This is a genomic window from Paenibacillus sp. YPG26, from assembly GCF_023704175.1.
Classification (GTDB): domain Bacteria; phylum Bacillota; class Bacilli; order Paenibacillales; family Paenibacillaceae; genus Fontibacillus.
On sequence record NZ_CP084530.1, the window covers coordinates 2,639,696 to 2,658,608 of the forward strand.

Annotated in this window: 22 protein-coding genes; 5 read left to right on the forward strand and 17 right to left on the reverse strand. The window is 47.7% G+C overall.

Features of this window, described 5'->3' with window-relative positions:
- Positions 1 to 207 precede the first annotated feature (207 nt).
- Positions 208 to 1,437 (forward strand): nucleotidyltransferase, encoded by a 1,230-nt coding sequence (locus tag LDO05_RS12385; RefSeq protein ID WP_251375696.1) that lies wholly within the window; start codon positions 208 to 210, stop codon positions 1,435 to 1,437.
- On the opposite strand, the gene LDO05_RS12390 is transcribed toward LDO05_RS12385, so the two are convergent.
- The gene (locus LDO05_RS12390; protein WP_251375697.1) at positions 1,424 to 2,455 is read right to left on the reverse strand and encodes a SepM family pheromone-processing serine protease; all 1,032 of its coding nucleotides are present in this window, start codon (positions 2,453 to 2,455) and stop codon (positions 1,424 to 1,426) included. The genes LDO05_RS12385 and LDO05_RS12390 overlap by 14 nt on opposite strands.
- Before the next feature lie 152 nt (positions 2,456 to 2,607).
- Between LDO05_RS12390 and LDO05_RS12395 the strand changes: the two genes are divergently transcribed.
- On the forward strand, positions 2,608 to 3,825 hold the full coding sequence (locus LDO05_RS12395; RefSeq protein ID WP_251375698.1) for a nucleoside recognition domain-containing protein: 1,218 nt from the start codon (positions 2,608 to 2,610) through the stop codon (positions 3,823 to 3,825).
- Positions 3,826 to 3,829: 4 nt separating this feature from the next.
- Here LDO05_RS12395 and coaD read toward each other — a convergent pair whose 3' ends face one another.
- The 5 genes from coaD to LDO05_RS12420 form a co-directional block, all read right to left on the reverse strand.
- Entirely contained in the window at positions 3,830 to 4,336 is a 507-nt protein-coding gene (gene coaD, locus LDO05_RS12400; RefSeq protein WP_251375699.1) for a pantetheine-phosphate adenylyltransferase, read from the reverse strand.
- On the reverse strand, positions 4,323 to 4,928 hold the full coding sequence (gene rsmD, locus LDO05_RS12405) for a 16S rRNA (guanine(966)-N(2))-methyltransferase RsmD (RefSeq protein WP_251375700.1): 606 nt from the start codon (positions 4,926 to 4,928) through the stop codon (positions 4,323 to 4,325). Before rsmD ends, coaD begins: the two co-directional genes overlap by 14 nt.
- Positions 4,929 to 5,026: 98 nt before the next feature.
- The gene (locus LDO05_RS12410; RefSeq protein ID WP_251375701.1) at positions 5,027 to 5,218 is read right to left on the reverse strand and encodes a hypothetical protein; all 192 of its coding nucleotides are present in this window, start codon (positions 5,216 to 5,218) and stop codon (positions 5,027 to 5,029) included.
- 200 nt (positions 5,219 to 5,418) lie between these two features.
- Positions 5,419 to 6,084, reverse strand: a complete 666-nt coding sequence (locus LDO05_RS12415) for a DUF2642 domain-containing protein (protein ID WP_251375702.1) — start codon at positions 6,082 to 6,084, stop codon at positions 5,419 to 5,421.
- 13 nt (positions 6,085 to 6,097) lie between these two features.
- Positions 6,098 to 7,441, reverse strand: a complete 1,344-nt coding sequence (locus tag LDO05_RS12420; protein WP_251375703.1) for an arsenic transporter — start codon at positions 7,439 to 7,441, stop codon at positions 6,098 to 6,100.
- Between the two features lie 501 nt (positions 7,442 to 7,942).
- On the opposite strand from LDO05_RS12420, the gene LDO05_RS12425 reads away from it, so the two are divergent.
- Positions 7,943 to 8,140: a hypothetical protein gene (locus LDO05_RS12425; protein WP_251375704.1), complete on the forward strand. Its 198-nt coding sequence runs from the start codon at positions 7,943 to 7,945 to the stop codon at positions 8,138 to 8,140.
- A 187-nt stretch (positions 8,141 to 8,327) separates the two neighbouring features.
- On the opposite strand, the gene LDO05_RS12430 is transcribed toward LDO05_RS12425, so the two are convergent.
- The 7 genes from LDO05_RS12430 to LDO05_RS12455 all read right to left on the reverse strand — a co-directional run bounded on the left by LDO05_RS12430 (position 8,328) and on the right by LDO05_RS12455 (position 12,604).
- Positions 8,328 to 8,441 carry a YjcZ family sporulation protein gene (locus LDO05_RS12430; protein ID WP_251375705.1) on the reverse strand — a complete coding sequence of 38 codons (114 nt, stop codon included), beginning with the start codon at positions 8,439 to 8,441 and terminating at the stop codon, positions 8,328 to 8,330.
- A 106-nt stretch (positions 8,442 to 8,547) separates the two neighbouring features.
- Entirely contained in the window at positions 8,548 to 8,829 is a 282-nt protein-coding gene (locus tag LDO05_RS12435) for a hypothetical protein (protein WP_251375706.1), read from the reverse strand.
- Positions 8,830 to 9,045: 216 nt separating this feature from the next.
- Complete coding sequence (locus tag LDO05_RS18855; protein ID WP_276575512.1) at positions 9,046 to 9,177, reverse strand: hypothetical protein; 132 nt, start codon at positions 9,175 to 9,177, stop codon at positions 9,046 to 9,048.
- Entirely contained in the window at positions 9,174 to 9,704 is a 531-nt protein-coding gene (locus tag LDO05_RS12440; RefSeq protein ID WP_251375707.1) for an accessory gene regulator ArgB-like protein, read from the reverse strand. The genes LDO05_RS18855 and LDO05_RS12440 overlap by 4 nt, the downstream gene beginning before the upstream one ends.
- Complete coding sequence (locus LDO05_RS12445; RefSeq protein ID WP_251375708.1) at positions 9,649 to 10,347, reverse strand: hypothetical protein; 699 nt, start codon at positions 10,345 to 10,347, stop codon at positions 9,649 to 9,651. Before LDO05_RS12445 ends, LDO05_RS12440 begins: the two co-directional genes overlap by 56 nt.
- A gap of 260 nt (positions 10,348 to 10,607) precedes the next feature.
- The gene (locus LDO05_RS12450; protein ID WP_251375709.1) at positions 10,608 to 11,513 is read right to left on the reverse strand and encodes a cation diffusion facilitator family transporter; all 906 of its coding nucleotides are present in this window, start codon (positions 11,511 to 11,513) and stop codon (positions 10,608 to 10,610) included.
- Positions 11,514 to 11,785: 272 nt separating this feature from the next.
- Positions 11,786 to 12,604 carry a glycoside hydrolase family 25 protein gene (locus LDO05_RS12455; RefSeq protein ID WP_251375710.1) on the reverse strand — a complete coding sequence of 273 codons (819 nt, stop codon included), beginning with the start codon at positions 12,602 to 12,604 and terminating at the stop codon, positions 11,786 to 11,788.
- 224 nt (positions 12,605 to 12,828) lie between these two features.
- Between LDO05_RS12455 and LDO05_RS12460 the strand changes: the two genes are divergently transcribed.
- The gene (locus tag LDO05_RS12460) at positions 12,829 to 13,506 is read left to right on the forward strand and encodes a tetratricopeptide repeat protein (RefSeq protein WP_346657574.1); all 678 of its coding nucleotides are present in this window, start codon (positions 12,829 to 12,831) and stop codon (positions 13,504 to 13,506) included.
- A gap of 167 nt (positions 13,507 to 13,673) precedes the next feature.
- On the opposite strand, the gene LDO05_RS12465 is transcribed toward LDO05_RS12460, so the two are convergent.
- The 3 genes from LDO05_RS12465 to LDO05_RS12475 all read right to left on the reverse strand — a co-directional run bounded on the left by LDO05_RS12465 (position 13,674) and on the right by LDO05_RS12475 (position 17,942).
- Positions 13,674 to 16,847: an MMPL family transporter gene (locus LDO05_RS12465; protein WP_251375711.1), complete on the reverse strand. Its 3,174-nt coding sequence runs from the start codon at positions 16,845 to 16,847 to the stop codon at positions 13,674 to 13,676.
- Entirely contained in the window at positions 16,848 to 17,294 is a 447-nt protein-coding gene (locus tag LDO05_RS12470) for a MarR family winged helix-turn-helix transcriptional regulator (RefSeq protein ID WP_251375712.1), read from the reverse strand. It lies immediately after the preceding gene.
- Positions 17,295 to 17,504: 210 nt separating this feature from the next.
- Positions 17,505 to 17,942, reverse strand: a complete 438-nt coding sequence (locus LDO05_RS12475; protein WP_251375713.1) for a GNAT family N-acetyltransferase — start codon at positions 17,940 to 17,942, stop codon at positions 17,505 to 17,507.
- 178 nt (positions 17,943 to 18,120) lie between these two features.
- Between LDO05_RS12475 and LDO05_RS12480 the strand changes: the two genes are divergently transcribed.
- A complete protein-coding gene (locus LDO05_RS12480) occupies positions 18,121 to 18,456 on the forward strand; it encodes a hypothetical protein (protein WP_251375714.1) in 336 nt (111 codons plus the stop codon).
- Positions 18,457 to 18,619: 163 nt separating this feature from the next.
- On the opposite strand, the gene LDO05_RS12485 is transcribed toward LDO05_RS12480, so the two are convergent.
- A complete protein-coding gene (locus LDO05_RS12485; RefSeq protein WP_251375715.1) occupies positions 18,620 to 18,838 on the reverse strand; it encodes a hypothetical protein in 219 nt (72 codons plus the stop codon).
- Positions 18,839 to 18,913 lie beyond the last annotated feature (75 nt).

An 18,913-nucleotide genomic window follows, 5' to 3' on the forward strand; every position in this document is an offset into this window, starting at 1 on the left:
ATTTTTAGAGAGTTTTGTCAATAACTTAAACGTACTGTTACCTTTAGTATACGGTATCTCACGGCATCCTACCCATAACAAATTGCAAATCTGCTTGCGCATTCCTAAGGACAGGTCCGTAAATTATAGCATGTTTATTCGGTAAATGATGCAGTTCATGATATTATTTCTCTATAAAATCATGAATGCATGCAAGGAGGCCCCGATTTGAGCATCGTCGGCATAATCGTTGAATATAATCCGCTTCACCATGGGCATGTCTACCATTTCACCCGGGCCAGACAGGAGACGGGTGCCGAAGCCGCCATTGCCGTGATGAGCGGCAGCTTCCTTCAGCGGGGCGAGCCGGCCATCGTCTCGAAATGGGCCCGGGCCGAAATGGCGCTGCACATGGGCGCCGACCTTGTGCTTGAGCTGCCCACCGCCTATGCCGTGCAGCCGGCGGAGTGGTTCGCGTATGGGGCCGTGTCGCTGCTGAACGCGACTGGTCTCGTGACGCATCTGGTGTTCGGCAGCGAGGAAGGAAGCACGGACAAGCTGCACGAGCTGGCCTCGCTGCTCGCCGAGGAGAGCAGCGGCATGAAGCGCGCCGTGGCGGAGGAACTCGCCTCGGGCGCGAGCTACCCCGCCGCCTATGCCGCGGCGGCGGAGCGGGCCCTTGCGCGCGGCGCAGCCGAAGGCGCGCGCGGGCTCTTGATGCAGCCCAACAACTCGCTTGGGCTGCACTACATGATCGCGCTGCGCCGGCTGGGCAGCGCGATCAAGCCCTTGACCATCCGGCGCGAAGCGGCCGGATATCACGATGCGCAGCCTGGCGAGGGCGCCATCGCCAGCGCCACGGCGGTCCGGCGGCTGATACTGGCTGAGGGACTGCCGAAGGCGAGTCCCTACATGCCTGATTATGCCGCCGACATCATGGCCCGCGAGCTGCGCGAAGGCCGCGGGCCCGTGACCTGGGAATCGCTCCGCCCGCAGCTGCTGCATCAGCTGCTGACCAGTCCTGCGGAGCAGCTCTCCCAGATCCATGAGATGACGGAGGGGCTGGAGCACCGCATCAAGAAGCTGCTGCCCGATCTAGCGGAGCCCACAGTGATAAGCCTCCTTCAGGCCTTGAAGACCAAACGTTACACCCATACCAAGCTTCAGCGCCTGCTTGTCCATGTGCTTCTTGGCCATAATAAGCTGTCCAACACCCGGGAGATTCTCGCCGGAGGCCCGGGCTATCTGCGTGTGCTTGGCTTTACAGAGAAAGGCAGAGAGCTGCTCAGACGCATGAAAAAGACGGCCTCGCTGCCGATCCTGACGAGGCCGCCCGAATTGTCACATCCCCAGCTTGAGCTTGACCTACAAGCTTCGGCTGTCTATGCGAGCTCCTTCCCTGTCCCGGATACGAACCAGCTCTTCCGGGATTATCGCCAGCCGCCTATCCGGCTTTAGGCGCAAGCGAGCTTAGATATTGAAGCGCGTCGTCCACGGTCTTGACGGGCACCAACTTCATGGGAGTGCCGATGTCCTCGGCTTTCTTCTTCGCCGCTTTATAATTATCCTCAGGCACAAAGAAAATCTCCGCCTTCTTCCGGTCCGCCGCCACAATTTTGAAGGGTACGCCGCCAATTGGGCCCACATGGCCATCGGCGGACATCGTACCTGTTCCAGCGATCCGGTACCCTTTACTGAGGTCCCCTGGTGTCAGCCGGTTGTAGATCTCCAGAGTGAACATCAAGCCGGCGGAAGGCCCGCCGACCTCCGTCTTGGTGAACTCAACCTGCTTGCGCGGATCCACCGATTTCACCTTTCTAAGCTCAGCTATATTCAGTCCAAGACCGGGCCGCGTCCCCCCTGTGGCAGGGTCCTTCAAGCTGACAAGCTCAGCCTTGCCGGCGAGCTTTCTACCGCCCCGTTCAAGCTCTACTTGAACAACCTCTCCCGGCTTCCTGGTTTTAAGCATTCCGCTCAGTTCTTTCAACCGGATAACCCGTCTCCCGTCTATCTTGCGAATGATATCTCCAGGAGCAAAGTCTCCCTTGGGAGCAGGTGACTTGGATAGAGAGACGACAAAGATATATTCGGGTAGGATCCTATAGGGCAGCTTGGCCTTGGTATAGGCTGCTGCCATCGCGCTGGACTGCGAATCGCTCATATAGTACACCTGCCGGGTTTCGTATTCTTTCCCACCCTGTTCGGGCGTCTTGCGGACAATCTCTGCCTCGGAGTTGAACTGGGACGTAACCAGCATGGCCAGGTTCGCATATGTCACAGACACCGTGGTCATCATGAAGGATCCCTTCTCCTCCGGATCTCCCTCCTCCACTTTAACCATCGGCTTGATCTCCAGGGCCGCACCCGGCTGATTAATCATATAGGGTGTAGGCATATACACCACAACATACACAACAACTGTCATCACGATGAAATATAATGCCGCTTTGAAGATTCTTGAATTCTTGAGCTGCACCGGTGTCTCCCTCTCCCTTAATCTGCAGTATGGACAAAGGCTGGTCTGATCTGTGTCCGCCATGCATAAATTTGTACTAGCCTTAAGAGCATCAGGAACTCTCATTGCAGGCAGTTCCATCATCATTTATTTCATAATGAGGTGAGTCATTCATGGAGGGAACACAGCGGCAAGGCGGACGGCTGTGGGTAACTATCATTCTAGGCAGCAGCGCTGTATTGCTTGCAGCCAGCATTGTGATTTCACCTGGAGCCGCATTTGAAGCTTCGCTTCAGGGCCTGACACTGTGGTGGAGAATTGTATTCCCGGGTCTTTTGCCATTCCTGGTTCTGTCCCAAATCCTGGTTGCTTATGGATTAGTTCATGCTGTGGGTATAACACTCGATCCCCTGCTTCGCAAAGGACTCGGGACACCCGGTGTTGCCGGCTGGGTAATCCCTCTCGGACTTATTGCCGGCTTCCCCGCGGCCGCCGAGGCATCTGTTCAGTTGTACAGAGGGGGCAGAATTACAGCCAGGCAGGCGGAAAAGCTAGCTGCTGCCGGACATTTCTGCAATCCTATGCTGATTATAGTCGTTGTCGGCACCGGCTTTCTCCATAAGCCGGGGCTTGGCCTGCTTCTGGCCGTGGTCCATGGAATTGCCGGCATAGCTGCGGGCCTTACTCTTCATAAGGTCATTCTTCAGAGCCGCAGAGACTTATACCAGGCGGGGCCTGAACCCATACGCACAGGCTCAAAAGCACAGCAAATTGCCCGCAGCATTGAGGAGGCCCGCCGGTTGGACGGGCGCAGCTTCGGCAAGCTGCTAGGTGATACTGTGGCTGCTGCGGTTCAGACGTTAATGATGATAGGCGGGTATATGCTAATCTTTGCAGTAGTTATTCGTATGCTTCAGTACTATATACCAGGACTCGTTCCTTCCTTCTTCCTTCCAGGAATCTTCGAAGTTCATCTTGGCACTTATGCTGCAGGAGGCCTCTACACCTATTCTCCAGCACTGCAAGCTGCGCTTCTGGGTGCGATTTTAGGGTTCAGCGGGCTGTGCGCCTATCTGCAGGTTCGTGCCATTCTCAGGCCCGCAGGGATTGGTACAGGCGGGTTCCTGATCACCCGGATTCTGCACGGAAGTTATGCTTATGTACTCACACTCCTGCTCTGGGAACCGCTGATCAGGCTTTTTCCAGGAGCCGCCCCTGTCTATGGGGATATATCCCCTCATGGCAAGCCGGATTACGGCATCCTTCAGCTTCCGAGCTGGACACAGACCTTCTCCCTGATGGGATGGCAGTTCATCGCACTCTTGTCTATCACAGCCGCCCTGATGCTGTTCACCGTTCTTTGGCGCTTTCGTTATCCCATATCCCGATAGAGATTTATCTGTTCGAAGTGAACTTCTGTCTCAGCGCTTCTTCAACCTCGGGAAGTACCAGATCTACAACCTCTCCTTGGAACCGGGCAATTTCTTTTACCACGCTGGAGCTCAAATAGCTGTATTTCGGGTTCGTCATCATAAATATGGTCTCCACTTCACTGTTCAGCTTGTGATTGATGGAGGCCATTTGCATTTCATATTCAAAGTCAGTCACGGAACGTACGCCTTTCACAATAACGTGAGCCTTCTTCTGCACCATATAGTTCACAAGAAGATCGTTGAAGCTGTCCACTTCGACATTAGGCAGATCCTTCGTCGCCTGCTGAAGCAGCTCTTTTCTCTCTTCCATGGTAAAAAGCGGATTTTTACTCGAATTGTTAAGGACGGCTACAATCAAGACATCAAATTGCCTGGCAGCACGCTGGATAATATCCATATGTCCCATGGTGACAGGGTCAAAGCTTCCCGGATACACCGCAATTCTTAGATTCTTGTTAGTTTGACTCATGCTGTTCTTCCTCCTGTCCGGCCTCTTCAGCATCTCCGCCCGGCTCATATCTATATACAGAGACTACTGTCTCGCCGTATTCCGCTAGGCGTACGCGTGTGAAATTGCCAACCCTCTCCGGATACTCATAGGAAGATTCATACTCCAGAACAAGGATAGCCTTGTCCTCCAGAAGAGCCAACTCGTCCATCTTGTTCATCAGCTTGTCCCCATGCTTGAGGCGGTATGGAGGGTCCAGAAATACGAGGTCAAACGAAGTCTCGCGTCTCGCCAGTGCCTTCAAAGCCCGCTCTGCATCATTCTTGTACACCTCGGCTCGATCTTCCAGTCCTGTTGCTCTGAGATTGGCTTTAACAACTTCCAGACTTTTGTATTCAAGATCCACAAATACTGCCCGCTCCATTCCCCGGCTTAACGCTTCTATCCCGAGTCCTCCGGTTCCTGCGAACAGGTCGAGCGCTCTGCCGCCATCGAAATAAGGCCCAATCATACTGAAAATAGCCTCTTTCACCTTATCTGTAGTCGGTCTTGTGCCGGTACCAGGCACGGCTTTAAGCGGCCTGCCCTTGGCAGTTCCTGAAATTACACGCAATTCGTGTCACACCCTATCCTCGTCACATCCGTGTCGCTTTTTTTATGACGATATCGTACCATACTCCTACCTGAATTGAAAAACTCATATATCACTAATTAGTTATCCGCCCGTCCCTGGTTGAACAATAACACGCGAATTAATCGATCTTTCCCTTTTTTTGAGACTTCAGGTATAAAAGCGGCAAAGGCGGACACAATAAAGATATCGACATCACCAAATGTCGTAGACAACCGCGGAGAAGACTTACGTTTCCCCATAAGCTCTTCGTCCGGTTTCTCCTCTCCCATGATGGGCGTCCCGCGAGGGGCGCCCGGACAAAAGCCCTTGTATCGTGCAATTGTACGAGGGTTTTTGTCCTTTTTTTTGTGGATTGATGACCAAATTCAGCTGTACTAACAAAAACAACCGGCAATTCTTCACTTATCATATAAAAACCACTCCTCAGAGTGGTCAAGAACATATTCACATATCCACATCAGTGCGCATTTCATTTAGGCAGATGGATGGTCATAATATGATCGCCATGAATAAGACTAGTCACCCCACTGGCATCGATCATTTCAAGCATATTATTATCTAGAGCTCTTAGGAGTCCTGCATGACAAGGCTTCTCGCCAAGATTCACAACAATGAGTTCACCTTCTAATTTCTTGATTTGCTGGTCTAAAGTTCTGGATATAGGTAGTGCGGCCGGCTGAACAGGGAAATGATCTTGACTTAAATTAAAGGGGGTCTGATTGGGAGGGTAAGGAACCAAGTATTTAACATGATTAATAGATACATATACACTTCCGTATATTGGCGAGTAAAAAACAAAATAATCGTTCATGATACCGGTCAAATATCCGTGTATGGAGCGTTTATTGCCAATGGAGACCGCAGTGAACATTCCTCTGGAATTCATAAGCATTTTTCGATATGAAATTTGTTCCTGCTCCAACGAAGGGCTGAGGTTCGAATCATTCAACTGAAGATCATCCAACGACAGATACGCATTTTGCAAATGGTGTATAGGGATATAAATGAATTTTGATCCCGAAAATAACACTAGTATGTCGCTTCCAATATCAATTAATCTGCCGATGATACGTTCGTTACATCCAGACAACTCAAGCTCAACAGTTTGATTTAACCATTTTTTGAAGACCTGCATTCTCCTCCTCCTCTCAAAGCAGGAATTGTGTCCATACAAATAAGGACATCAGACTAACAATCAAACCGATAGGTATCACGATTAGAGTTACTTTCATATACTGTTTCCACGTTATGGGAATATGATGATTTTTAAGAATATACATCCAAAGTAATGTGGCAAGAGTACCTACAGGTGTTAACACTGCTCCTATATCACTTCCTATGATATTAGCCAAATACGCGAGCTGAAGAGACTGTTGTTCCAGCCCCATATCCGTCACGGCAAAAGTACCAATCATAACTGACGGAAGATTGTTAACCAGATTCGAGAGAAGCGTCAGCATCAATCCCGAAGCGGCTATTAAACCAGCTTCACTCTTATCGGCAAAAGGTTGCAATAAAGTTATGAGCCATTCTGTCATCCCTGCACGGTGAAGACTATTGACGATGATATAAATGCTGAAGGCGAACAACAGAATATGCCAAGGTGTTTTTGTCACAACATCACGAAGGCCCTTCTTCGTCCGATACCATCTAACCACGATCATGAGTACTACCCCAATTAATGCAACGAGCTCTATAGGGATACCGATATCCTCGGCAAGAAAAAATCCCGCTCGAATAAAAACAACGATACCTATACAAGCTCTGAACAGCCACCAGTCTACTTGACTATCAATCTTATGGTTATAAAGAAGCGGGTGTCTCCCTGACTGTAATGAATATCTGATCGGAGTTTTGCTGATTTCACGGGGGATATCCCTTTGAAAATAGAGATATAAGAGAGCAGAAATACATAAGATTCCAATCATCGAAGGGACAAACATCATGGCGGTATATTGGTTTAGATCCAGTCCAACAATGCGAAGTGCAATTAGATTTGCCAGATTGCTTACTCCTATAGGCGCGCTTGATACCGTAGCTATCAATGCTCCAGAGAGCAAATAGGGGATTTTTTGCTTTGGTTTCAACTCTAAGATGTTACCGATCTGAATAATAATAGGTGTAGTTATGAGTATACTTCCGTCATTATTGAAGAAAAGAGTCATAAGAAAGCAAAGGAGAAGTATCAGCCAGAAGAGCTTTACACCAGAGCCTCTTGCCCGCTCGACCAGATTAAAAGCCACCCAGCGAAAGAACCCGATACTTTCAAGTATTATGGACATAACAATGGTTGAAAGGATTGTAACCGCGGCTCCTGATACGATTCCGAACACCTCGAGAATATGCCTGTAACTTACTACGCCAGCCAAGACAAGTATGAGTGCCCCCAGTGAAGTGGGGATCGATTCATTCATTCTCCCGGGACGCCACATGAGTAGAATAATGGTGAATACAAAAACTCCGAATGCGAGCCACTGCTGATAGTCCGGCATTATTGCGGTTCACCTCCCAAGGGGAGAATCTCAGATGAAGATGCTAGTTTTTGGGGTGCAGCCTTTACGGTTTTTGTCGGGAGAATAAGCCAATACAGCGGCAGGCCTAGAAGAATGCAGTATGCGTAGAGATACATTTCCTCTTCCTCCCTTCATACGGTTTTCGAAGTAATTCTTTCCCTCCTAAATAATTAAGATCACCTCCGTTTTTGATAGAGATAGATAAGCATGAGCTTAACTTTGCCGGAGTTTATTCAAGCTTCCTCCACGCTTGTCATTCATGTCCACCTCTAATGTATTCATATGTGTCAGGGGTGAGAAAGGAACTAGCCAAATATGCTGATTACTAACAAAACCCTCGAATATCTAGTATCCATATTCAAGGTTGGTGTTATGTATTTTGAGAATATTTTTTTTGATGTGGTTTTCGTCCATACGATTTTCCGGCCATGAGCATCTATTACATTGTACAATTACAAATCATGAAGGGAGATCAGGTATATGGATCATTCTTTTCACAAAGCAGTAGACAAATACAGAAAGCAATCAAAAGAGGCACGGAAGCATTTTAAGCATGTTAAGGATAAAGCTTTAGGTGAAGGCCTGGTAGCATTAAGCAAAAGTCTAAATCAGATCAATACAAAGTTAAATGTAATTAATAAAAAATTAGACAGAATAAAAAAAGGTCACCGCTATTAATTACCTTTTATTAGTTAAATTCTCTGCGAAGCTGTTAATGCAGCTTCTTTTTTTACTTTTGTTCTAACCCTATTACACCCTAACCGGGTCTTCTTCAGATTAATACACGCAGCACAAAATTCCCGCCAGGGCAACAAGACCTTGGCGGGAATTCGCGTCAAATCACTCAGGATTCAGATATTCTTCCTTAGTACAGGATAGAACGGGAGATAATAACGAGCAGAATGAACAGTACCAGAATTGCGCCTGTGGATGTGAACACTCCGCCACCACCGTAGCCGCCGCCTCTTACTTCACTCATTTGCGAAAACCTCCTTGTATTTAAGATACATTGGTATTGTATTCGCGGAGTCGCTCGGTGGATTGGACACCCACCCAATTGTCAGCAAATTGATCGCTTACGTCTCTTAATATTTCGTCCAATACTCTGTACTGCTGCTTGTGTCACTCCGGGAGAATCCCGATTGCTCGCGGTCCCAGCCCTCCAGAATCCGGATGGTTCCAACATCATCCCGGTCCTCCCACAATATGTATTTCTCCTTCTCAAGCCGAAGGATCCCTTCCTTAATATCCTCAGTACGATGTCTGCCCGTCAGGCGCTGAATCTCCCGAAGATCCGGGATGCGCCGATACTTCAAAGAGTAATTATACAGAATTCGCAGCAGCTTGCGCTCGAAATCCGGAAGCATACAAGGTCCCTCCTTCTCAGCTTACCAACCTATAGAATTACCATTCCCGAACCAGTCTTATGTCATTATACAGGAACATATGTTCTGTTATCAAGTATGAAGAAAACCCATGTCTTCACATGGGCTTTCTATTAGACTTATATCTGGATTGTCCTGACTGACTAAGTATGTGGTTCACTGCTTGTCTGGAAGATCAAAGCTGTAAGTAATAGGATATTACTTGGACTTAATTTCTTGTAATTCTCTAGGGAGCGGCTTAGCTCCGATAAAACTCTTAGGAGAAATGGAGGATTTCTTCGCACTTTTATACAAAAAATCAGAGATACTGCGGGCTAACTGCTTCTTCATCTTGACTCACCTCCTTTCCAGAAAGGAAGTATGAGAAAAGCTTGCACAGCACAGGCGAGAGCTATGGCTGAAGACTGAAATATGTAATTAGATAGAACCAAAGCTACCGAGATTGCTTTCATGTAAGGTGTGAGCGGCGGCGGATTCAATTCCTCCAGAATGTTAGGGGAGTAAATCAAGAATACGGCTGCAGATATAAGTGTGAATAACCGTATTTGCTCCGGGTCCAGCACGATGAAAGGAATACTTACAAAAATGGAAGCCGATACTAGAGCACAAAGTGTTAGTGACTTCATATGCACGCCGCCCGAGAACCGTCTTACCACCAGGAAGGAGACCATGGCCAGGCAGGCCTCCCATAAGTTCCCGGTTATCCATCCAGCCAGTACAGTCATAAGCAGTGTAGCTATAAAATTCAGCCTTATTCCGAGCTCATATTCCAGAATTTCAAGGCTGACCGGTCCCTCTGGATCACTTTCCTTTATCTTGCTCGAGAGATGCCTCGATAATGCTTCTAACCCCTTCATAGTCGCTCCTTTGAGAGAAGTAATAAGAAATGCTGAAGGTTGAGAATGTCATGATGATAAGACCCGGAAAGTCTACGTTGTACAGAAAAAAGCTGATCAGAAAAATAGTAATGGTCGAAAGAATGGAGGCAATTAGCAAGGATGTCTGCTCTTTCTGAGGAGAAGGGCGTCCGTCCTGCGGAATCTGGATAAAAGAGAAGCCCAATCTGAAATATTTAAGGAAGATCGATATACCATAAGCAGCGAGAATGGAGCTGATCTGAATCAGGTACACTGCACCCTCGGTTTTTAACAGATCACTCTGATAGATCATCCCCACCAGATTATAAACATAAGAGATTGTAAGCTGCAGAACCGCATAAGCCGTAATCCCTGCCCCTGCAACAAATGAGGAATGACTGAATTTAAGTCTGTACACATATTTGATAAAAATCAAAAAGAACAAATATTGAATCGGGAGATCAAGCTGGGGGATCTCGATTAAGAGCCTCATCACAAAGGAGAACAGAGCGATAAATACTGCAAAAGCAGTCACTTTATAGCGATGTGACCAGAGAGGAAGCCTGTAAAGGGAGATCATTAGAGCAAACATGGCGAGGGCGTCAAAAATCCCAAGGCCAATATAAACATAAGAAGACGACAAATCCCGCACCATCCTTTACTTATTAACTAAATTATAGGGAAGTGCAGAGGAAAGTTCTAGTACTTTCTAAATAGAATTTATGAATATATGAAAGTATTTTTAGTAGGATCTTCCCGAACGTATGGATATTATTGTATAATTAGTTAACATTTAAACGGGGAGTGATTATCTGTGAAAAGATTGGATTCATTCGAAAGAATTCTAATGCTCTTTGCTGCAGTCATCGTCCTCTTCATTATCGGCTCCTGTATGGCTTTTCTCTATTTCTCTTCACTTGTATCTCCATGATACCAAGGATTAATATGAACCAGCACCTCTTCTACGTAACTTACCCCGCTCTTTATCGAATTCCGAATTTCCTTGCTAACGTCATGTCCCTGCTGAACGGTCAGCTCACTCGGAATACTAACTCTGACATCAACAATAATATAATTCCCTAATTCTCTTGCCCGAATCCGATCTATCCGTCTCACATATTCAACTTGGTTCACAATCTGATGAATGGAGTCCAGCTTTTCTTGATCAATGTTCTTTTCCATCAGGATATCCACAGATTCCCGCCCCATCTTATAGGCCAGCTTGATTACGAAGTAAGATACGACCAGCCCCGCGATAGGATCTCCATATTTCGTGAACGGAATATCATAATAATCACCTAGCAGCGCAAGACCAATTCCCGCACAAGCAGCCGCTGACGCATAGACATCCGCAAGATGGTCGTAGGCCGTGGCCATCAGACTTTTACTGTTCTCTGCTCTACCTATCCGAATGCAATATACGTACAATACCTGCTTCCAAATCAAGGAAATCAACGCGGCGGACAGGGCGATAATGCTTGCCTCCTCGGCGGGAGCGAAGAAAGACTCGATAGACTTGACTATCATCAGAATTGCGGCTAGAGCCAGAATTAGCGCTACTACCGCGGAAGCTAGAACCTCTGCCTTACCGTGACCGTAAGGGTGATCCTCATCTGCAGGCTTTTTCGAGATCCGGGTAGAGGTGAGCGCAGCAAAAGAAGCCACTACATCTCCAGCATTATGTATACCGTCTGCAATGAGAACTTGGCTTTTGAACAGGACGCCCACAAAAATTTTAATTCCAGTCAGAAACAAATTGCTGATCAAGCTGATCCATACTGCCACAAATGTTTTGTTAGCTGCTTGCATTCTTGAACATACCGCCTTGTTAGTGATTTGTCGTACATCTCCCCGGCTCTGGCCGGTCAATCTATCTTAACTAGAGGACACCGTGTGGGTCTAGAGAAACAGTGTTGTTGGCAGCCTTAATCAAAAGACAATTGCAACTGTATTGGTATTTTCAAAATTTATTGGATAGATGCAACACTCGCCCTGACCTGGCTTCCCAACCACAGAAAAAAGCCACTATACCGCGTATACGCTCGGTTCATGGCTCTTTCGCAGATATATTTCGAATAGGTTCAGGAGTTTTTGGTTCTTGAGGTGAATTTGGCAAGAATAGCTCCAAGAGTTCCAATATCAACCGGGTCCTCCGCTTTCCAGTCGCTGCTGATTCCAGCATGATCGATCAGCCACTGTCTGCCGGATTCCTTCCAGGCTGGAACTTCAGGATTGTGACCAGGCGGCTTCGATCCATTGTTGCCTTTCTTGTAGACAGCCATCAGCTCAGCCTCACTTCCCCTATATTCATTAAGATCGACATTTCCACCGATCCCCGGCACGGTGCCTTCACTCGTATACTGGAGGAACTCCCAGGATTTCCAGCCTGACTTATTCACGGGCGGCACATTGCTGTAATAAGCGTACCAGAGCGGCACATCTGCAAGACTTGAGTCCAGATATCCCTCAATGAAGCTCGGATACGTGTACAGGAGCGGGGTTCTGCCAGTCCGCCGCTTGAATTCATCTACCCAGGCGCGCACCGTGGCAGTCACATTGGCCCGAGTCCCTGCCTCCTTGGTCTCAATGTCGAGGACAAAGGGCAGCTCGAAAGTGTCCAGTCCTCCTGCCTGATTAATTACGCTTAGGAAATGATCCACCTCCGCTTTCACATCCGCAGGTTTGGCTGCTCTGGTGAAATGGTACGCTCCCACCAGGAGTCCTGCTGACTTCGCTCCCTTCAAATTATTGAAGAATTGATTGTCCGTGTAACGGCTGCTCTCCGTAGCTTTAATAAATACAAAGGATTTGCCCGCGGCTCTCACCTTCCGCCAATCAATAGCCCCCTGCCAGTGGGAGACATCAATACCTTGCGCATGATTCCCGCTTCTGGTCTGCATACAATCCCTCCTTTTATCTTAAGACAGCATATGCTAGTTAAGAGAGCGCCGTATCGGCCTGTACCCTTACTCCATAACTTTTCATTACTCTTCTGATCCAAATATTCCACCAGCGTTCTCGAATATATATAAATTTACCCTTATCCCAGGCAATTAGAACTAATCCACAGGTGATCTTCCGGCTTGTGATATAATCGGAAATAATTACAAATCTCGCGGAGGTCATGATGTCTAAATTCATTCTTTTTTCCGCATTGTGGTGGCTTGTTGGGAACCCATTTCTGGCGATTATCATTCTGCTGGCCATTATTTATGTGCTTGACCGGCAATTTGTCGGCGTATTCCCAAGTGTGACAAGACCCTTCCGGCGGATGAGAGACATATCCTTACTCCGTCAGCAGCTCGCGCTTAATCATCATGACATTTCAGCCAAGCGCGATCTTGCAAGACTTCTGCTTGAGAGAAAAAAGTATAGCGAAGCTTATTCCTTACTTCAAGAAATGGAGTCTTCGTCCAGGGAATCCGCAGAATATTGGGATGATCTCGGAACAGCCGCTTTAGGACTTGGCCAAGTGGAAGAGGCGGAAGCACATATGCTTCGCGCCCTGGAGCTTAATGAACGAGTCCGTTACGGACAGCCCTTCCTTAAGCTGGCCGCTGTCTATCAGAACAGAAATGCAGAGAAGTCTATCTATTATGCCGAGAAATTCAGTCTAATTCACTCGTCTTCCTGCGAAGCCTACTTTTTGCTTGGCAATGTATATCAATCGTTGAATCGGAAGGATGAGGCGCGCAGGGCTTACACGGAATCCATCAGCATCTACCGTTCTCTGCCCAAGTACAAGAAGCGTCATGAACGCAAGTGGGCATTACGAAGCTGGCTCAAGCGCCAGCAGGTATAGCCATCGGGCTGCTGCATAGTTATTGCTTAATTCCCACAAAAAAGAACGAGCCTTCAGCTGGCAGAATAATCTGCTTGCTGATGGCTCGTTCTTTTATTATTACACCCATACCAATTCATGGCGCCTCTTGAGACGCGTGGAGGCCTTATCTACTGACCAGTCTGCAATCAGCTCATCTTGGTATGTTCAACCTTGGAGGATTTAACATGATCCGCTTCGTCCCGTGTAGAGAAAGGCCACCAGTTGGCACTTCCGAACAGCTTCACCATAACCGGAATGAAGAATGGAAGAATAACCAGGGAATACAAGGCAAGCCCCGTCAGCACCACGGTAGCAATCTGCATCATGGACATGACTCCCGAAGGATACATGGAAGCGAAGGTTCCGCCAAGAATGACCGCAGCGGACAGAATGACGGTTCCCATATTTCTCATGGCATGAAGAATGGCATCTCCGACCTTCCACGATTTGTTCTCATTGAACCGGTCCATCAGGAAGATACTGTAGTCTATACCCAGCGCTACAAGAATTACGAATCCGAAGAATGGCGTTGCCCAGCTGATCCCGGACATGCCCATAATCTTCACGAAGATAAGCTCAGTAACTCCCATGGAAGTATAGAAGGTGAGCACCAGTGAAGCAATTAGATAGATCGGCATAATTACCGAGCGAAGCAGCAGTACCAGAATAATGAATATACCGGCCAGCATTAATATAACCGTACGAGTATAATCTTCATTAGAGATGGATCTCAGATCGTTAAAAGTACTGGATACTCCCCCGAAGCCAATCTCGGCCTCAGCCAGCTTCGTACCTTGAACTGCGCGGTCCACCGCAGCCTTGATCTGATCCACCTGGCTGATCGCCTCTGTGCCATACGGATTCTCAGAGAAGACAACATCCAAGGTCATAATCTTGCGATCCGCAGACAGGTAGGTATCGAACAACTGGGTTATATCCTTATTGTCCAAGGCTTCATCAGGGACATAGAAGCCGCCGAGTCCGCTATCTGCAGTCCCGACCTGATTCAGGTAATCCTTGGCTGAATCAAGTCCGCCGGAGACCTTGGCAATTCCGTCCGCACTCTGACTAAGTCCGTCAGTAAGCTTCGAGATCTGTCCCGAGAACTGGGTGAATCCGTTCTGCACCTGCTTCTGACCGTTCTCAATCTGAGACAGCCCGCTCACTACCGAAGGGATTCGGTCAATAATCTGACCTTGACCGGAAGCCGCTTGATCCAGCCCCGATTCGAGCTGCGAGATACCGCTGATCAGCTGATCAAATCCGCCCGCTAATGCGGACTGGCCTCCGGCGATTTTGGCCAAGCCTTCATTGGCCTGCTTGAGGCCGCCGGCGGCTTGATTCAGAGGTGCCTGCAGCTGCTTGAGCCCGGCAGCTAACTGAGTCATACCTTTGCCCGTTTCTGTAACTGTGCCCCGAATAGTCAAATAATCGGGGTCTGACGCGAGCTCAGGATACTTGCTCTCCAGGCTGCTGAATTTGCCGCTCAGGCCGTTCAACCCTTGCGCTGCCCCGGTTAATTGCTCGTTAACTCTGGATAACCCGCCGTTAATCGAGCCAAGTCCCTGCCCGATCTGCTGATAAGACTTCAGAAGCTGCTGCTGCGCGGCGGCCAGCTGTTGTGCGCTTTTCTTCGCCTGCTGCAGTCCCTGCTTAAGCTGACCCGCCCCGTCAGAGCCGCTTCGTATTCCCTTCTCAATAGCTGTTAACCCGTTATTCAGCTGGGAGATTCCATCCTTCAGCTTCGCCGTACCTTCAGCAAGCTTCCCTGTGCTATCGGCCGCCTGTTTGAGCTTCGGCTCGTTCTCACTTAACGAGTTACTCGCTTTAGCAAGGCCATCCTTGATGGTATTCAATCCTTCGTTCCCTTTACCAAGACCTTCACCGACGGTCTTCACCTGCTCCGTCAGCTTGAAGTCCTTCACTTCATCACCAGTTGGGCGGCTTAATCCACGCACACTCGCAACTCCATCAACCGACTTGACTTCCCGGCTAATCTTCTCCGCCAAAGTCATATACTCTGCAGAATCCATACGTTCATTGTTCTTGATTACAATGGAAGTAGGCAGCGATTCTCCCGGCTCAAAGCTGTCAGAGATGATATTGAAGGCTTTGACCGACTCATAATTGTCGCCAATCTCTTCCATACTGTTGAAGGATACCTTACCGCTGTAAGTGAACACGAATGGAAGCGTGAATACAGCTACAAGCAGAAGCGCCGCCCAGGGACGCTTAAGTGAGAAGGCGCCAAACATACCCCAGAACTTGTTCTCCTTGTGCTCCAGAGACCCTTTTGCAGGCCAAAAAATCTTGGTACCGAGTACCGCCATGAAGAACGGCACCACTGTGAGGAGGGCGAGCAGCATAACAGCAACCCCCACCGCTACCGCAGCGGCTGACTTATACAGAATGAATTCAGACAAGCCAATTGCCGCAAAACCGACAAGAACAGCAAGACCTGAGAAGAACACCGTCTTCCCTGCGGTACGGTATGTAGCTATAATGGCTTCCCATTTATCATCCGTATGCTGAAGCTCTTCCTTGAACCGGCTTATAAGCAGGATACAGTAATCTGTGCCTATGCCGAACATAATCGCGACCATGAAGATCTGGGTGAAGGTGGACAGCGGAAAGTCGAAAGAATCAACCAGGAATGCAACCACCGACTGAGCCACTACATAGCTGATCCCAACGGTCAGCAGAGGAATAAATGGAGCCACGAACGAACGGAAGCTTATGAACAAGATCAGAAGAATAAATACAACGGTAATGTACTCCGATTTCTTAAGTCCGCTCTCGGAGCTTGCAATCGTATCTTCATTAATCTGCTCTTGGCCCGTCAGATAATGCTTCACTGGAACAGAATCCAGCGTACTGCGGATATCCTTAACGGTATCCTTGAGTGGACGTCCGTCCATCTCAACAGAGAGGGAGGTGAGAATCGTCTTGCCATCCTTGGAGATCATCTTATCGGCTGCGTCCGGGGTAGAGAACGGGTCTGTTATGGACACAATTCCGATCTTGGCTTTGGCATCATTCAGTTTCTGAATGCCGCTTTTGATGGAATCCTTGGCCTCCTGATTCAGAGGATTGTCTTCATGAAAGACGAGCGCGATCTGCGTCTCTTTCCCTCCGCCCTTCATGGCGCTGATCTCCTTCATTAAGTCAGACGCCTCGGATGAAGCATAGCCGGGAGGCACAGACAAATTGCCTTTCTGCCGGACCAGATCCGCCATGGAAGGAGCTGTTAGCATTAAGCCTACGGCAGCGGCGATCCAGAAGAGGATCATCCACCACCTCGCTTTTAGTATAAATCTCATTTATTCTTTACTCCCTTCTTCGAACAGTCTGGCCAGCTTCTCAAAGCTGGTAATGAAAGACTCAATTTCTTCCTGATTGAAATGGACTAGATATTTGGCCACCACTTCCTGTACCTTCTCATCTGCCTTGCTTGAAATCTCATGTCCAAGCTCTGTGAGTGACAGATATACAAGTCTGCGGTCCTCCTTATCACGAGTCCTCTCGACAAGTCCCCTGTCCACAAGCCGGGTAATGATCGCCGTAATTGAGCTCTTGCCCACACAGAAAGCATCCGCCAGCTCCGTCGAAGTACACTCGTGCTGTGTCTTGATATAGTACAAAGTCTGGTACTGATCAACGGTCATGTCATCTTGAACAATCTTGGCAATTTCACTACTGAGCCGCTTGGTCACGGTAGCCGAAGCAGTTACGTAGCGCTCAATCAGCTCTTTGGACTGCTGTTCCACTCCTCTTCCCCCATTTTGCATAATGATTCAATCCTCAAATAGTTCGATAATAGAACTTTAAATCTCCCCGGCCCAAAAGTCAACTTGAACATGCAAAAAAACCAATGAAACCATGTAGTCGCTACATCATTTCGTTGGTTGCTGGCCATTATTTATATGCGGGCATTCCAGATAGATTCTAACCGAACTCCATGAATATCCCGAACTGCACTATTCCTCCTGCTCGTGAAGCTCCGCCTCATATACACAGCGGAAGCGTTCTACTCCATTAGGGAGCTTGCTGCTGGTCTCTATAACGAACCCAATATTTCTATAAAAGTCAACGCCCTCCTCGTCTGTCTCAGCGATGATCCTGTCCGGCTTCTCTTGGTACAGAACCTCAAGTATGATCCCTCTGCCATACCCTTGATTTCTATGCTCGGGAGAGATCGCCAGATGATTGATAACCAGCGCGTTCTGATCTTCCATCTTATAACCGATAAGGCCAATCAACTCTTCTTCATGCTTCAGCGCGTACAGCTGAGCCTCTCTATCCTCCTGATACCGCTTAATGGCTTCCGCCAGCAGGTCTTCATCCGAATAGACAGCATATTCAAGGATCCGGCTTATATCCGGACTCTCCACTTGATTCTTCACATTCACTAACACGCAATCAGCCCCTTCTATGTCAAAAACATCACTTGTAAGTTTACTCTATTGGCAGGGTTAACAACAAATTTGTTAAATCAGTCAAACTAAAATTTCAAAATTCAAAAGTAAACATATTGCAATTCATTAAATTCCCAGTATAATACTTGGTATAAAGACAATATTGAAGGTGATGGTTATGATGACTCAAGCGGCAGTTAAGCTCTCCCAGCGAATTGATGATTACCTGGATCTTCTCAATTATGCGAAGCAGATTGGTGATGGGGAATGGCATACTCACATTTTGCTCACCTTGGAGACGTTATATAATACAAGCGAGGATGAGCTGCACAAGGAAATGGAAGAAGAATTGTGGAGGCAGTTTGATCAAATAAACGCCCGGATGATGGATCTATTTATTCAGATCCGCCGAAGCGCAGATGATACCACCAAGCAAATGCTGCTTGAACAGATGTGGACGCTGAAGCTAGAGCGGGTAACCCTCTCACAACAAATTAAATCTCATTCGAAATGATAGCTGGAAATCAAAAAAGAGGCATGCAGTGGACTGCTCAGCCTCGATGAAATGACTCATGGCAATTTTGGGGATTGCCGTGAACATTGCAGTTATTCAATTGGTATGATTCATGCATTAATGAGACCTAAGCTTCATTCTGAAATGTAAGCTGTTATCCGGATTACACGGATGTTTGTTTCATCTCGCGCATCATCTTCATCATCATAGTCATCATTTCATCGCAGTCTTGCATTTTCTTCATCATCATGCCCATATCCATGTCCATGTTCATCATGTCCATATTTGAGCAGCATTCCATCATCATCTTCATGCTGTTCATCTTAGACATCATATCTTCCATACACATGTTCATCATCATTTGCATGCACATTTTATCCATTCATCTCGCCTCCTCTCTTGTGAAATATTTCCTATTTCAAAATACTATATTCCAAGCCTATTTGCAAGAGTTTTC